This window comes from Streptomyces aurantiacus (assembly GCF_001418335.1).
GTDB lineage: Bacteria > Actinomycetota > Actinomycetes > Streptomycetales > Streptomycetaceae > Streptomyces > Streptomyces aurantiacus.
This window is the reverse complement of the sequence record NZ_LIPP01000212.1, coordinates 21453-36119: the sequence shown is the minus strand read 5'-3', so window position 1 is coordinate 36119 and position 14667 is coordinate 21453. Positions and strand designations below refer to the sequence as shown.

The window sequence follows — 14667 nt, the reverse complement described above, 5'->3', positions numbered from 1 at the left end:
CTCGACGGGCGGCGGCTCGACGGGTGGGGGTTCCCAGGGAGCCCGCTGCCGTCGGAGTCCGCTGCGCCGTAGCGGGTCGGGCTCCGGTCCTCCGGCGGACCAGGGGGCTCGTCCGCCGGGGCGGTCCGGCTCACCCGAAGCGGCCCCGTGCGGGTCGGGTGTCCACGGCCCGTGGGCCGCCCACCCCGCTCCGGGCGCCGCGCCGCCGAATCCACCGGTCGAGGCCGAAGTCGAAGTCGAGGCCTCGCCGGCGGCCGGACCGTCGGCCGCCGCGTTGTCGTCCCCCGGAGGGTCGTTCGGGGTGCCGCCCGGGGTCCGCTTCCGCGCCGCCGGCCCGCTCGGGGGCCACCAGGGCGGGGGCACCGCCTCCGTGGACCCGTCGACCACGGACCCGTCGGCCACGGACTCGTCGGACACGGACCTGTCGGCCGCGGACCCGTCGGCCGCGGACCCGTCATCGGTGGGTGCCCCGCCGGGTCGTGCACCGGGTGCGGATCGCGGGGGCCGGTCGCGCGGTTCCCCGCGCCCTTGACGGGGCGGCGGGACGGCCGGTCCCGCGGCCGGCGGCGTACCCAGGGTGTCTGTCGCCGAGGCGAACCGGTCGTCGAGGGAGTCCGACGCGGGCGCGGGCCCGGTGTCCTCCGTGGAGTCGTCGTACAGCTGTCCCCACCAGTCGTCCTGCTGACCGGTCGGCCTCTCCCCCTGCTGGCTCATGCCCATAATTGTCCACCGCGGAGGCCGGATGAAAACGGTGCATCGGCAAAAACCGGCCGGAGTGTCCGAGGGGCGGGCAGCGACGGGCAGCGACGGGTCCCGGGCCGCGCCCCGGGACCGCCGGGCAGTCCCACCCCCCACGGGAGAACCGCCCGGCGGCGTCGGTGTGGCCGCACACCCGCGCCACCTTGGCAGAGACCAGGACGGTACGGCGATGATGTGCCGAGGCGGATTTACGCCGTGGCCGTTTTCCGCCACGGCCGGTCTTCGGGGAGGGGCGTCGCCGCATGCTGGGAGCGACAGGTCTGGCCGTACTGGGGCTGGACGACACACACGAGTCCGCGTACCGGGCACTGGTGACGGTGGGCGCCGCCGACGTGCCCGATCTCGCGCGGCGGCTCACGCTGGGCGAGCACGACACGGAGCGCGCGCTGCGCGGGCTGGAGCGGCACGGGCTCGCGGCCCAGTCGTCGGCGCGGCCCGGCCGCTGGGTCGCCGCGCCGCCCGGTGTCGCGCTCGGCGCGCTGCTCACCCAGCGGCGCCACGAGCTGGACCAGGCGGAGCTGACGGCCGCGCTGCTCGCCGAGGAGTACCGCGCGCAGGCCACCGAGCCCGCCGCGCACGATTTGGTGGAGGTGGTGACCGGCGCCGCCGCCGTCGCCCAGCGGTTTCTCCAGCTGCAGCTCGGTGCGAGCGACGAGGTGTGCGCCCTGGTCACCGGCAGTCCCGACGTCGTCTCAGGGGCGGACAACGACGCGGAGGAGCAGGCCGCCGACCGGGGGGTCCGTTACCGCGTGGTCGTCGAGCGCTCGGTCCTGCACCTGCCGGGCGGCATCGCCGAACTGTCCGCGGCGCTCGGCCGTGACGAGCGGGTACGGGTCGTGGACACGGTGCCGACGAAGCTCGTGATCGTGGACCAGGCCCTCGCCATGGTGCCGCTGACCTCGGGGACCTTGGAGCCCGCCGCTCTCGTCGTCCACGCGAGCGGTCTGCTCGAATCACTGTCGGGCCTGTTCGAGTCGGTGTGGCGGGCCGCACTGCCGCTGCGCCTCGGTACGCCCGGAACACTCGGTACGCCCGGAACAGTCGTCGAGGAGGAGCGGGACGGGCCTGACGGCACCGATCTGGAGATCCTCTCCCTGCTCCTCGCCGGGCTGACCGACGCGAGCGTCGCCAAACAGCTCGACCTGGGACTTCGGACCGTACAGCGCCGGGTGAAGCGGCTGATGGAGCTGACGGGCGTGACGACGCGGCTCCAGCTCGGCTGGCACACGTACGAGAAGGGCTGGGTGGCCCGGGGCCCCAAGGACTGACCTGCGGTCGGTGATCCGGTACTGACCCGCGGCCGGTGATCCGGTGCGGAGAACGGGGCAACCGTGTTTGGCTGCTGGCATGACCGAATTCAGTGAAGCCGAACGGGCGTACCTGAAGTCCCAGCGACTGGGCCGCCTCGCCACCGTCGACCAGCACGGCCAGCCGCAGGCGAACCCCGTCGGCTTCTACCCGCAGGACGACGGAACGATCCTCATCGGCGGCTACGCCATGGGAACCACCAAGAAGTGGCGCAACCTCCAGAAGAACCCGAAGGTCGCCCTCGTGATCGACGACATCGTCAGCGTCCGGCCCTGGAAGGTACGCGGTGTGGACATCCGCGGGGACGCCGAACTCCTCACCGGGCCGCACGAGTTGGGCCCGCACTTCAGTGAGGAGCTGATCCGCGTCCATCCCCGACGCATCCACAGTTGGGGCCTGGAGGAGGAGTAGAGGAGCGGAGAAGCAGTCGCACGGAGCGCGAGGCGACGTTGACGCGGCCTCAGCGGCCTTCGAGGGCGAGGAGCTGAACCTTGCGTTCCAGTCCGCCCGCGTACCCGGTGAGGGAACCGTCGGCGCCGATCACGCGATGGCACGGGCGGACGATCAGCAGCGGGTTGGCGCCGATCGCGCCGCCGACGGCCCGCACGGCGACTCGCGAGGCACCGACCCGTGCGGCGATCTCGCCGTACGTGGTGGTCGTGCCGTACGGGACGGAGTCGATGGCGCTCCAGACCTTCTCCCGGAACTCGGTGCCGCTCGTCCTCGTCTCCAGCTGGAACTCCTTGAGTTCGTGGGCGAAGTAGGCGGCGAGCTGCCGCTCGGCCTCCTTGAAGAGTTCCGGCGCGCGCCGCCAGTCGGGCCCGACCGTGCGTCCGCCCTTCTGGCCGGGCACGGACAGGGAGCTGAGCGCTCCGGACTCGTCGGCGGTGAGCAGGAGTTCACCGACGGGGCTGTCGAGGGAGGTGTAGTACGTGGAGTGCTTGGAGTACGTGGTCGAGTGCTTGGCGTACATGGTCACTTGTCTTCGCCTTCCGGCTGAGCCGCCGCCAGGTGCCGCAGCGCGTAGGAACGCCACGGACGCCAGGCGTCGGGAACTGGTGCACCGGGCGGGGCCACATCGGGGTCGCCGAGTGCACGGGTATGGATGACGGCCACGACGCGTGCGTCCAGGCCGGGCAGGGCGAGCAGCGCGGTCCGCGCCGCCTCGCGGTCGGCTCCCGGGTCGAGCCGCAGGCTGCCGTCCGCGAGGGCCGCGGCGAGGGCGCCCGTCGTGCCGCCGGTCTCCGCGAGAGCGGCCGGCTCGGGAAAGACGTGCGTGAGCGTCCCGCAGGGCGAGTCCAGCACCTTCCCGTACGTCCGCACGAGCCGCTCGGCCTCGTGCGGTCCGACGAGCGCGCGCATGGCCAGCTCCTCCGGATCGGCGGCTCCGGGTGACCGCAGCCCAGGTCTGGCCGCCACCAGCGGCGCCAGCCGCGGGTCCGCGCCCAGTCGCTCGTCCACCGCGTACGGATCGGCGTCGAGGTCGAAGAGGCGGCGCAGCCGCTGTACGGCGGTGGTGAGGTCCCGCAGGTCGGTGAGGTGCAGCCGGGCGTCGAGCCAGCCGCTGCGGTGCGCGGACGCGTCCGACAGCCGCTCCCCGACGGCGACGATCCCCGTCCCGTACGGCAGTCGCAGGGTCCGGCGGTAGGTACGGGACCCGGGGGCGCCCGTCACCTCCTCGATGCCCGGGACGGCCTCGTCGCTCAGCAGGTCGAAGACGGCGGCGGCCTGGTACGGGCCCCGGTGGGCGAGGCGCAGCGGGACTCCCGCGGAGGGAGTGCCGGAGGGGGCGGCGGAGGAACGTGTCCCGCCGCGGTTGGCGGTGGCGCGCAGGCCGGTCGGGGTGGCCGCGTACACCGTCCTGATCGTGTCGTTGAACTGCCGCACGCTCGCGAATCCGGCCGCGAACGCGATCTCGGTGACCGGCAGTTCCGTGGTCTGCAGCAGCACCCGTGCGGTGTGGGCCCGCTGGGCGCGTGCCAGGGCGACCGGCCCCGCGCCCAGTTCCGCGGTGAGCTGCCGCTGGACCTGGCGGGCGCTGTAGCCGAGCCGGCCGGCGAGCCCGGCGACGCCCTCGCGGTCCACGACGCCGTCGCCGATCATGCGCATCGCGCGCCCCACGACGTCGGCGCGTACGTCCCACTCGGCGGACCCGGGCGCGGCGTCCGGGCGGCACCTGCGGCACGCCCGGAACCCCGAGCCCTGCGCGGCCGCCGCCGTGGCGTAGTACCGCACGTTCTCCCGTTTCGGCGTCACCGCGGGGCAGCTCGGCCGGCAGTAGATCCCCGTCGTCCGCACGGCGAAGAAGAACGCCCCGTCGAACCGGGCGTCCCGGCTGCTTACGGCTCCGTATCCGGTCTCTTCGTCAATCACCCCTCCAGTCTGCGCTGCCGCCGACCGGCGGGCTGGCGGATTTCGGACGCGGCGTTGCCGCCGCTTCCGGGCACTTTCCCACCGTGTGGGGGCGGGACCGGGACCGGCCGGTCGGCCGGTGGTCCCGCCCCCACACGGAGCGGGCTCAGCCCCGGTACCGGGGCCCGCGCTTGGCCTCCATCGCGGCCCGGCCCTGGGCTCCCCGGCGCTTCCACTCCCGCCGCAGTTCGTTGCGGACGCGTACGTCGGTCTTGGCCACGATCCGCTGGTTCTCGCGCAGGAGCTTGCGGTAGCTTTCGAGCCGCCGTTCGGGCAGTACCCCGGAGTCCAGCGCGGCCAGCACCGCGCATCCCGGTTCGGCGACGTGCGCGCAGTCCTGGAAGCGGCAGTCCTGGGCGAGTTCCTCGATCTCCGAGAACGCCTGTCCGACGCCACTGCCCGCGTCGAAGAGCCCGACACCGCGCAGGCCGGGTGTGTCGATCAGTACGCCGCCGCCCGGCAGCACGAGCAGGTTCCGGGTCGTCGTCGTGTGCCGGCCCTTGCCGTCGACGTCACGGGCGGCGTGGACCGCCATCACGTCGTCCCCGAGCAGCGCGTTCGCGAGCGTCGACTTGCCCGCTCCGGACTGCCCGAGCAGCACGGACGTCCCGCCGGACACGACGGCGCCGAGCATGTCGAGGCCGTCCCCGTCGGTGGCGCTGACCGGCAGCACCTGTACGCCGGGCGCCGCGGTCTCCACGTCCTGCACGAGATGGGCCAGGCCCGCCGGGTCCGGGACGAGGTCGGCCTTGGTCAGCACGACCAGCGGCTGGGCCCCGGACTCCCAGGCCAGGGCCAGGAACCGCTCGATCCGGCCGAGGTCCAGTTCGACCGCGAGCGACACACAGATGACGACGTGATCGACGTTCGTGGCCAGCACCTGGCCCTCGGAACGCTTCGACGACGTCGAGCGCACGAACGCGGTGCGACGCGACAGCAGCGTCCGCACGTACCGCGGATCGCTTCCTTCGGGGTCGACGGCGACCCAGTCCCCCGTGCACACGACCTTCATCGGGTCACGGGGAACGACGAACTCGGTGTCGGCACGGACCAGGCCGGCCGGGGTGACGACATCACACAGGCCGCGGTCGACCCGTACGACGCGGCCGGGCAGCAGACCCTGCCCGGCGAACGGGGCGAACTCGGCTTCCCGGTCCGCGTCCCAGCCGTACGGCGCGAGCGGATGCGAGGGAGAGGAACCAGGGAACGACGAACCCTGGAAAGAAGAGAGAGACAAGGGGGTGACCCTTCACAAGGGTGGCCCCGGCGCCGCGCTCACCGGCGCGGAAGAAGCAGACAGGTCAGCCGGAGGCCACAGAGGTGGACTTGACGAACTTCCGGATGCGGGCAGCGCCCATCTCGACGACAGCCATCAGTCACACCTCCTGCACTCACTCGGCCGGCAACGGTGGCCGAGCGGCCACCGGGGGACGGACAGAAACCTAGCCTGCGACTGCCACCGAGGGCCAGCCATTTTCCGGCGGCCTCCCCCTTGCCCGCTCACAGCAGCTTGTCGAGGGTGATGGGCAGGTCGTGCACCCGGATTCCGGTGGCGTGATGACACCGCCGACGAGTTGGCTGCGGGTCGCCTGGGCGTCCACGACACGGCCGACGTCCACGACCGTGGTGAAGCGGGTGACGCGGGGCTCACCGGTGTAGCGGTTGACCCTGACCTCGCAGAAGTGGGCGCCGAAGCTGTGGAACTCGTACTGGTCGGCTTCGGGGCCGGGCGCGGCCGACGCGGTGGCCTCGACGGTACGCACCCCGACCGTGGCGAGCAGCTCCACACCCGACCGACTGTCGTCCGCGTCATCACTTGGGCTCATCGATTCTTCCCGGGATCGGGCGCCGAATGGGATCGCGCCGAAACCGTCGGCTCGGCCGACCCGCTCAGCTGCTGCTCCCACTCTGGCCACCGGGTCCGACGACAACCAGGACCTGTCGGTCATAGGTTGGGACGCCGCGCAGTTGGGACGCCCGCCGGGCACGGGGGTCCGCGACGGCCGCCCTCTCACGAGCCTGAGGCCGGTACGCCTCAAGCCGCTACGCCAGGCCGTGCACCCCACCCGTACCCCTCAGCTGGAGTGCGTGCAGCTGCGTCCGTTCAGCGTGAAGTCGACCGGCGTGGAGTTCTCGTCGCGCCACGAGGCGAGGAAGCCCACCGCGAGCGAACCGCCCGCGGCGACGGACTTGTTGTAGTCGGCGGCGCTCGCGGTGACGCGCGAGCCGTCCTGGTCGAAGCCGCCGTCCCACATCTGGGTCACCTTCTGCCCGTCGCGGAAGGTCCAGCCGACGCGCCAGGTGTCGAGGGCGTAGTCGGACCTGACGGTGACGGTGGCCTGGAACCCGTCCGGCCACTCGTTGCTCAGCTCGTACCTGGCGTGGCAGACGGCGGGCTCGCTGGGATCGGGGGTGGCGACGCCGCCCTGCTCGGCGGAGGACGAGGAGTCCCCCTGGGCCTCCTTCTCCGACCCCGGACCCGTACCCGTACCGGCACTGGACTTCGGCGTCCGGGGGGACGAGGTGGACGACGTCGCCTCGCCCACCGATCCGGAGCCGGACCCCGATGGCAGGGCGTCGAACGACGGCACCTGCTCCCCCACGGGCTGTCGTCCCGCCGACTCCGCGGCGGCGTCGGAGCCGGCGTCCGAGCCGAAGGGCACCAGCGTGACGACGAGCGCCAGGAGCGAGACCCCGGCGGCCACGGCCAGCAGCCCGGCGCGCCCGATCCTGGCTCGGCCGTCGCCCTCCTTCGCCCAGCCGCCCGGTTCGTCCGCGTCGTCGGAGGCACCGCGGCTGAGCCCCGACTCGACTGCTCTGCGCCGCCGTTCGAGATAGGCGAGCCCGCCCCAGCCGATCACCCCGCCCGCGAGCGCGGCGGGCAGCCCGCCGCCGGAGTGCTTGAGGCAGGCGGCGGCCTCCGCGCACCGGACACAGCGCGCCAGGTGCCGCGACAGGTCGTCCGGTACGTCGGCGGCGGGCGACCGGGTGACCGCGTCGAGCAGCCGTGCGTAGCTGCGGCACTCCTCGGAGAGCGGGGTGTCGAGGTGATTGCGGTGGCAGCGGTCCCGGAACACCCCGCGCACCTGCTGCAGTTCCTCGACGACGCCTGCCGGATCGAGGCCGAGCCGGCGGGCCACCGCGGCCGTCGGGATGGCCTCGACCTCGGCCAGCCAGAGCAGCGCGGCGTCCGGTTCCTGCATGTCCCGCAGCCCGCGCAGGGCCAGCGGCCGGTCGAGGGGCGGCCCCGTGAAGCGTTCGGCGTTCTCGGAGTTGAGCCACAGCCGCAGGTCGGGGTCGAGGCGACCGCCCTGGCCCTGGGCCTCCCAGGCGGCGGTCGTGTGGCGTACGGCGGTCAGGAGGAGCGGTATCCGGGGCAGCAGGGGCGTACGCGCCCGGCGCCCGAAGCTCTTGCGGCCGGTCTCGGCCTCCGCGGCACGCGCTTCGCGTATGCCGCGGGAGAAGGCCTCGGAGGCCAGCGGGCGGGCGTCGGCGGAACCGCCGGTGCAGAGGTCGGCGTAGGAAAGAACCGCGTCCCAGCACTCGGAGAACAGTGTCGCCTCGGCGGCGTCCTGAGGGGTCGGCAGGTCTGGCATGGGTGGGGACTTCACCTGCATCCACAAAAGGGGAGTCAACTCACCTGTTCAATACGGGAGTTGAGGGGGACGTCTCGCGACGGGCCGAGTTTTCCACGATCTCTGCACAACTGACAAGCCACACTCCCAGATCCGGTTACCGGGCGTGAGTGGGCAGGGCACGGAAAGTGCCCTGCCCAAGCCACCCCTACCGGGGACTACTTGCTCGTCGCCAGGAACGGAAGGACGACGTCGGCCATCTCGTCGGGCACTTCCTCCGCCAGGTCGTGGCCGGCGTCGAAGACGTGTCCGGTGACGTCGTGGGCCATGAGGCGCATCTGGGACTCGTTGCGGTCGCCGATGAACGCGGAGCCGCCGAGCGCCAGCACCGGGACGTCCAGTTTCTTCCGGGCGGCCCGTCGGTTCTGTTCGGCGTCGACGAGTATGGCCCGGTAGATCGCGAGCATCGCGCGGATGCCGCCGGGCATGGAGTAGCAGCGTACGTACTCGTCGAGCGCGTCGGGAGTGGCGGTGTCGGGGTGGCTGCGCTCGTTCTTGATCATGTAGGTGATCAGCTCGCGTTCGTGCCCGGCGATCAGCATCTCGGGTATGTCCGGCTGGAAGTAGAAGCCCAGATGCCACAGGTGCATGCCGCTGGAGACGTTCTCGGGGGTGAGGGCGTTGTGGTCCTCGAAGCCGAACCCGGGGAACAGCGCCTCGGCGAACACGAGTGCCGTGACGTGGTCGCGGTGACGGGCGGCGAGCTGGTAGCCGATCACCGCTCCCCAGTCCTCGCCCACCACGGCGTACGTCTCATGTCCGAGCCGGGTCATCAGCTCGGCGATGTCGTCGCTCATCGTCTCGGAGTCGTAGCCGTCCGCCGGGCGGGCCGAGTCGCCGAGACCACGCAGGTCCGGCACGACGACGGTGTGGTGCGGGGTGAGCCTCGGGACGAGGTGGCGCCAGTGGTAGCCGGTCTTCGGCACGCCGTGCAGGAGCACCATCGCGGGGCCGGACCCGGCCGTGCGGTAGTGCAGGCTCGTTCCGTTGACGGCGGCTCGGCCCGTGCGGACGGGCGTGCCGTCATGGTCGGACATCATGCGCTTCCGGCCTCTCTTTCTGGATCGCTCGATACAGTATGCGGGCATGAAAAAATCAGTCGAGGGTGGACAGGGCGACCTCCACGAGGGATTCGAGGGCGTGGGCGTCCGGGGTGATCTTCGAGGTGACCAGCAGCCCGTTCAGGAACGTGACGAGGAAGGCGGCCTGGGTGTGCGGGTCGTGCCGCGCCGCGATCTCGCCCCGCTCCGCCGCGACCCGCAGCACCTCGGCGAGCGCGTCCCGGCTGGCGTCCTGCATGTCGCGCACGGTGCGCCGGACCGACGCGTCCTGCGGCAGCCGCTCACAGACGGCGTTGACGGCCAGGCAGCCCCGGCCGCCGTCCTCCACGGCGATCCGGACCCGCCCGACCAGCATCGTACGGATCGCCGACCGGGCGTCCGCCCCCTCATCCAGGCTGCGCAGGGCGTCCGCCGCGAGGGTGGTGCGGTAGTGCTCCAGCGCGGCCCGGTACAGGCCCTCCTTGTCGCCGAACGCGGCGTACAGGGACCCCTGCCCGATCCCCAGCCGCTGGGTCAGGTCGCGCACCGAAGTGGCCTCGTAGCCGCGCATCCAGAACAGGTCCATGGCGCGGCTCACCGCCGCCTCGGTATCGAATGCCCGCGTCCTCGCCACGGCCCCACCGTAACGTATCTGGATCGCTCGCTCAAGAAACCGGCGTACCCGTGCCCACTTCCGCCGCCGGTGTCTCGTTCGCCGGGAGGCTGTCCATGAACGAGCTCACCGAGAACACCGCGTTCCCCGGTCCTGGCGGGCCGTATCCGGGCGGTGAGGAGAGCCCGAAGTCCTCCATCGTCGACCGATAGGCCTCCAGCAGCCGGATGTGGTACTCCAGCGGCGCGCCCTGCGGGTTGGCCTTGCCCAGCGGTGTCGTCGGCTCGGGGCACCATGTGGTGAAGCGGGGCGTGATGCCCTGCGACATGAAGAACCGCAGCCCCTCCGTCGTGGACGCGATCGCCTCGTCGACCGTCGTGAACCCGAAGGGCTCGGCCATCTCCACACCGGCGACGAAGTTGGGGATGACGTTGCGCGCGCCGAAGACCTCCGCGGAGTCGAGGATGCGCTTGTGCCACTCGTCGCGGCCCACGTAGCGCTCCTTGCCGGGGCAGAACATCTTGAACAGGTACTCGTCCCACACCTCGTAGTTGGGGTGGTAGATCTGCACGCCGTAGTCCTTGAAGCGCTGTACGTCGTCGCGGGGCAGCGCCTGGGCGACGACCTTGCCGATCCACCGTCCCGGGAAGTGCTCCTCGATGGCCTTGGCGTACATCCCGTAGAAGTCGGCCTCGTCGCGGCCCTGGAGCTTGGTGGTGATCGCGCCGCCGGTCAGCGTGTACGCGGTGGACACCTTCGCCGTGTCGTACCGGTCGATGATCTCCAGCGCCTCCAGGACCTCGTCGACGTCCTTGACCCCGGTGTACGGCCGGCCCGCCGCCTTCTGCTGGCGCCAGTTGTGGTTGATGTCGCAGTACTGGCACTCCTCCTTGGCGCCGAAGTACTGGCAGACGCGGAAGACCGTGAGGTAGACGAGATAGCCCCACTGGATCGTCGGGGCCACCTCCATGACGGACTTCCCGTTGGAGAGCTTGTGCCGGTAGTACTCCGGCATCGGCGGCACCCCGACGTCCGAGATCCGCTTCCCTTCGAGGTACAGCCCGAGCAGGCCGTCCGCGCCCGCGGCGACCCGGTACGGCGAGGCCGGGTTGACGCGTACGGACACGACGGTCCGCCGCAGGTCGTACGGGCCACCGGTGAGGATGATCTCCTCGGGCGGCCGACGCAGGGCGGCCTCGCCGAGCTCGGGCAGGGTGCCGTGGTCGAAGGAGAAGATGAAGTAGGACTTCGGTTTGACGTCCCCGCCCTCGTTGTCGCTGAGCGCGGTGTCGTCGAAGGCCACGCCTCCACGGAGGAGGTCCTCCTTGAAGACGGCCTCTCGCGGTACGTGCGGGAACCTTTCCATCAGATCCTCGACCAACGCGGTTCGGCTGCCCATCCCGTCCTCCTCGCTCCCGGCGGCTGTGCTCGACTCCTCACGGTATGCCCCGCCTTCCGGAGGGCCCCTGCCGGGTGGGTCCGCTGTGGTCGATCGCTCACTGCCCGGCCTCCTTCCCGGGGTACGGGCGGGGTAGGTTCCAGCCGTGGCCGGCTCCCTGGCCACGGAACTTCCGGGAAGGACGACAACCGATGGCTGAGGCCCTGACGAACTGGGCGGGGAACATCACGTACTCCGCCAAGGAGCTGCAGCGCCCGCGCTCGCTCGACGCGCTCCGGGCCCTGGTCGCGGGGAGTGAGCGGGTGCGGGTGCTCGGCAGCGGACACTCGTTCAACCTGATCGCCGACCCGGGCCCCGAGGGCGTGCTGCTCTCGCTGACCGCGCTGCCGCCGTCGATCGAGGTGGACACCGCGGCCCGTACGGTCCGGGTGGCGGGCGGAGTGCGCTACGCGGAGCTGGCGCGGGCGGTGCACGGGCAGGGTTTCGCGCTGCCCAACATGGCGTCGTTGCCGCACATCTCGGTGGCGGGTTCGGTGGCGACCGGCACGCACGGCTCGGGGAACACGAACGGCTCGCTGGCGTCCCCCGTACGCGAGGTCGAGCTGGTCCTCGCCGACGGGTCGGACCTGACGATCGGCCGCGACGACCCCCGCTTCGACGGGGCCGTGACCTCGCTCGGCGCACTCGGTGTCGTCACCGCGCTCACCCTCGACCTGGCGCCCGACTTCGAGGTCGCCCAGCATGTGTTCCGCGAACTGCCGCTTGCCGGGCTGGACTTCGAGACGGTGTCGGCATCGGCGTACAGCGTGAGCCTGTTCACCGACTGGCGGCGGTCGGGGTTCGTGCAGGCGTGGGTGAAGCGGCGTACCGACGTGCCGTGGGACGGCTTCCCGTGGGCCGAGCCCTCCGCCGAGGCGATGCACCCGGTGCCGGGGATGCCCGCCGTGAACTGCACCCAGCAGTTCGGGGTGCCGGGCCCCTGGCACGAGCGGCTGCCGCACTTCCGGCCCGAGTTCACGCCGAGCAGCGGCTCCGAGCTCCAGTCGGAGTACCTGCTCCCGCGCTCGTACGCCACCGACGCGCTGCACGCGGTCGACGCGATCCGTGAGACGGTCGCGCCGGTGCTGCAGATCTGCGAGGTGCGTACGGTCGCCGCGGACAGTCAGTGGCTGAGCCCCGCGTACGGGCGGGACACCGTGGCGCTCCACTTCACCTGGGTCGAGGACACGGCGGTCGTACTGCCCGTGGTGCGGCGGCTGGAGGAGGCGCTCGCGCCGTTCGCTCCGCGGCCTCACTGGGGGAAGGTGTTCGCGGTGTCCGCGGCTGCTGTGCGGGAACGGTATCCGCGGATGGGGGACTTCAAGACGCTCGCGGAGGGGCTCGACCCGAGGGGTACGTTCCGTAACTCGTTCGTGAGCGAGGTGCTTGGGTAACGGTGGGTTCGCTCGGCGCTCGGCATGCGGGTGCGGGGCGCTACGCGGGTGCGGGTGAGTGGGGGCTGGTCGCGCAGTTCCCCGCGCCCCTGAAAAGCCCACTACCGCCGGCTACGCCATGCGTTGGAGCGGCGGTCCGGCGGTCCGGCGGTCCGCCAAGACGTCCCCTGACGCGCCCTCAGCGAACTAGGCCGCCCGCGTCGGGGACGTCGTCGCGGAGAGACCCGCCGTTTCCTGCAGCCCGCGCTTGACAATTTAACGCTGTTAAGTGACTCTGGAGCTATCCATTGAACAGCGTTAAGGAGAGCTAGGTGCGCGCTGCCACGGTCACCGCCCCGGAGTTACCACCCGTCTGCGCCGACTTCCCGGAACCGGAGCCACCGCCCGGCAGGGAGCGGCATCGATGCAGTGGCCCGCAGGCCGGCGAGTGTAGGAATGTCCATCTGATTGCCCAGGCTGCATCGCCGTACAGCAGGCCGGGCTCGCCGCACTACGTCCTTGGGAGTTGACCGCGCTTTCGGCGGCAACCCGGACCGGACACGACAACGACGACACGCTGCTTACCGTCGGGCCGGCACGCGGCATCCGACGGCTCACGTTCAGCCGACTCCTGCCTGAACATCGCCCACTCCGGCCAGTCATGGTCAAGGCGCGCCCGGCCTTCCGTCTGCCGTCTGCCGTCTGCCGTCTGCCGTCTGCCGCCGAACCATTCCGCATACCTGCTCGACGCCTGTTCCACCCCACACAGTTTTCACGACACATAGTCGTGAAAACCGATCACCTTCGGAGGTTTCGTTGCAGAGGATCATTGGTACCAAGCTGGGCGCCGCCGTCGCCCTACTGGCAGTCCTGTTCGCCTTGACCATCGTGCCGACCGGTGCCCAAGCGGCCGACGAGGCGCCCCGCGCCAGGCCGGCCACCACTGCTACGGACAACGGGGTTCCGACAATGGTCGACCCGAACGCGGATCTGGGAGCCCACACCGTGGGGCCGGAGACGCGCTGGGCCGACTCCATCTACTTCACCAGTGAGGTGAAGGCCGGCGGCCACGACATAGGGCTGCTGGTACACGTCAACAAGGTCCCCAACGGGTTCGGACGGCTGGTGTCGTTCGCCGTCACCGACGTAACCACCGGCTGGTACAAGAACTACATGGTCGGCGTCGACGAGGAGGACTTCCACTGGAGCACCACCGGCCTCGATATCTCGGCACCCGGCCTGAAGTGGACCGGCAACGCAGAGAAGCAGTCGGTGTCGCTCGACGTGCCGTGGGGCTCCCTCGATGTCACGCTCAAGGCACAGTCACCCGTCCTGTACTACGGCGGCAACGGAGTGTTCCCCCTCCTCGGCGCCACCAACTACCAGTACGCCTTCCCGAACATGCGGACCACCGGCACCCTGACCCTCGAAGACGGCAAGGCCCAGCGAGTGACCGGCCAGTCCTGGCTGGACCGTCAGTGGGGACCGACCACGGACGACCCGAGCCTGCAGTGGACATGGATGAACCTCAACCTGCCCAACGGTGACGCCGTGGCCATCTGGGACACCCTCACCGACACGGACGAGGAATCCTGGGCCACCGTCGTGCACCGCGACGGCTCCCACGAAGTGGTGGCGGTCGAGCCGGTTGCCAACAGTGCGGACCGGTTCTGGACGAGCCCCGTGAGCGGAAACAAGTACCCGACCCGTTGGCGGGTCAACATCCCCGCGCTCAAGGCTCACCTCACCGTCACCCTGACCGGCACCAACGATCAGGAAATGGCCCGGGGCGAGAACGGCCGCCTCGAAGCCACCGCCGCCTTCACCGGCACCTATGAAGGCAAGAAGGTCAGCGGAAAGAACTACGTCGAGATGATCGGCGACTGGAAGCCGAAGTCCTGACCCCTGGCACAGCACCGGGTGCCATCCCCACAGCCAGGTGGGGATGGCACCCGTTCCGCGTGACCGGGCACGGCCTCCAGGCTTCGTAAGGCCCATTTTCTAAGGGCTTGTCGAAAGGCAGTCGCGGTCATAGCCTTGCGCCGCGCCGGGGGTGTTGGCTCTGTCATGGTCCGGCGGGATCGAGGGG

General features: G+C 71.1%; 12 protein-coding genes and 1 pseudogene. 4 read left to right on the top strand and 9 right to left on the bottom strand.

Translation table 11 applies throughout. The features are described 5' to 3' along the window. A pseudogene (locus AOK01_RS45380) lies at positions 1-714 on the bottom strand (protein phosphatase 2C domain-containing protein); the annotation flags it as partial. 287 nt (positions 715-1001) lie between these two features. On the opposite strand from AOK01_RS45380, the gene AOK01_RS26155 reads away from it, so the two are divergent. Both AOK01_RS26155 and AOK01_RS26150 read left to right on the top strand, forming a co-directional pair. Further along, positions 1002-2027: a helix-turn-helix transcriptional regulator gene (locus AOK01_RS26155; RefSeq protein ID WP_055515833.1), complete on the top strand. Its 1026-nt coding sequence runs from the start codon at positions 1002-1004 to the stop codon at positions 2025-2027. A gap of 79 nt (positions 2028-2106) precedes the next feature. Further along, complete coding sequence (locus AOK01_RS26150) at positions 2107-2478, top strand: PPOX class F420-dependent oxidoreductase (RefSeq protein ID WP_055515831.1); 372 nt, start codon at positions 2107-2109, stop codon at positions 2476-2478. 49 nt (positions 2479-2527) lie between these two features. Here the strand turns inward: AOK01_RS26150 and AOK01_RS26145 are convergent, their stop codons facing one another. The 8 genes from AOK01_RS26145 to AOK01_RS26110 form a co-directional block, all read right to left on the bottom strand. Next, positions 2528-3040: a methylated-DNA--[protein]-cysteine S-methyltransferase gene (locus AOK01_RS26145; RefSeq protein WP_055515829.1), complete on the bottom strand. Its 513-nt coding sequence runs from the start codon at positions 3038-3040 to the stop codon at positions 2528-2530. 2 nt (positions 3041-3042) lie between these two features. Next, positions 3043-4437 (bottom strand): DNA-3-methyladenine glycosylase 2 family protein, encoded by a 1395-nt coding sequence (locus AOK01_RS26140; RefSeq protein ID WP_055515835.1) that lies wholly within the window; start codon positions 4435-4437, stop codon positions 3043-3045. Between the two features lie 148 nt (positions 4438-4585). Next, positions 4586-5716: a ribosome small subunit-dependent GTPase A gene (gene rsgA, locus AOK01_RS26135; protein ID WP_055515827.1), complete on the bottom strand. Its 1131-nt coding sequence runs from the start codon at positions 5714-5716 to the stop codon at positions 4586-4588. A 205-nt stretch (positions 5717-5921) separates the two neighbouring features. Then, a complete protein-coding gene (locus tag AOK01_RS42935) occupies positions 5922-6305 on the bottom strand; it encodes a molybdopterin cofactor-binding domain-containing protein (protein ID WP_245702419.1) in 384 nt (127 codons plus the stop codon). Positions 6306-6554: 249 nt separating this feature from the next. Further along, positions 6555-8075 carry a cellulose-binding domain-containing protein gene (locus tag AOK01_RS26125; protein WP_055515823.1) on the bottom strand — a complete coding sequence of 507 codons (1521 nt, stop codon included), beginning with the start codon at positions 8073-8075 and terminating at the stop codon, positions 6555-6557. A 197-nt stretch (positions 8076-8272) separates the two neighbouring features. Then, a complete protein-coding gene (locus AOK01_RS26120; protein WP_055515821.1) occupies positions 8273-9154 on the bottom strand; it encodes an alpha/beta fold hydrolase in 882 nt (293 codons plus the stop codon). Between the two features lie 55 nt (positions 9155-9209). After that, the gene (locus tag AOK01_RS26115; protein ID WP_055515818.1) at positions 9210-9788 is read right to left on the bottom strand and encodes a TetR/AcrR family transcriptional regulator; all 579 of its coding nucleotides are present in this window, start codon (positions 9786-9788) and stop codon (positions 9210-9212) included. Positions 9789-9819: 31 nt separating this feature from the next. Then, complete coding sequence (locus AOK01_RS26110) at positions 9820-11166, bottom strand: radical SAM protein (protein ID WP_055515816.1); 1347 nt, start codon at positions 11164-11166, stop codon at positions 9820-9822. A gap of 191 nt (positions 11167-11357) precedes the next feature. On the opposite strand from AOK01_RS26110, the gene AOK01_RS26105 reads away from it, so the two are divergent. Continuing rightward, complete coding sequence (locus AOK01_RS26105; RefSeq protein WP_055515815.1) at positions 11358-12599, top strand: D-arabinono-1,4-lactone oxidase; 1242 nt, start codon at positions 11358-11360, stop codon at positions 12597-12599. A 795-nt stretch (positions 12600-13394) separates the two neighbouring features. After that, a complete protein-coding gene (locus AOK01_RS26100) occupies positions 13395-14480 on the top strand; it encodes a lipocalin family protein (RefSeq protein WP_055515813.1) in 1086 nt (361 codons plus the stop codon). Positions 14481-14667: the final 187 nt, after the last annotated feature.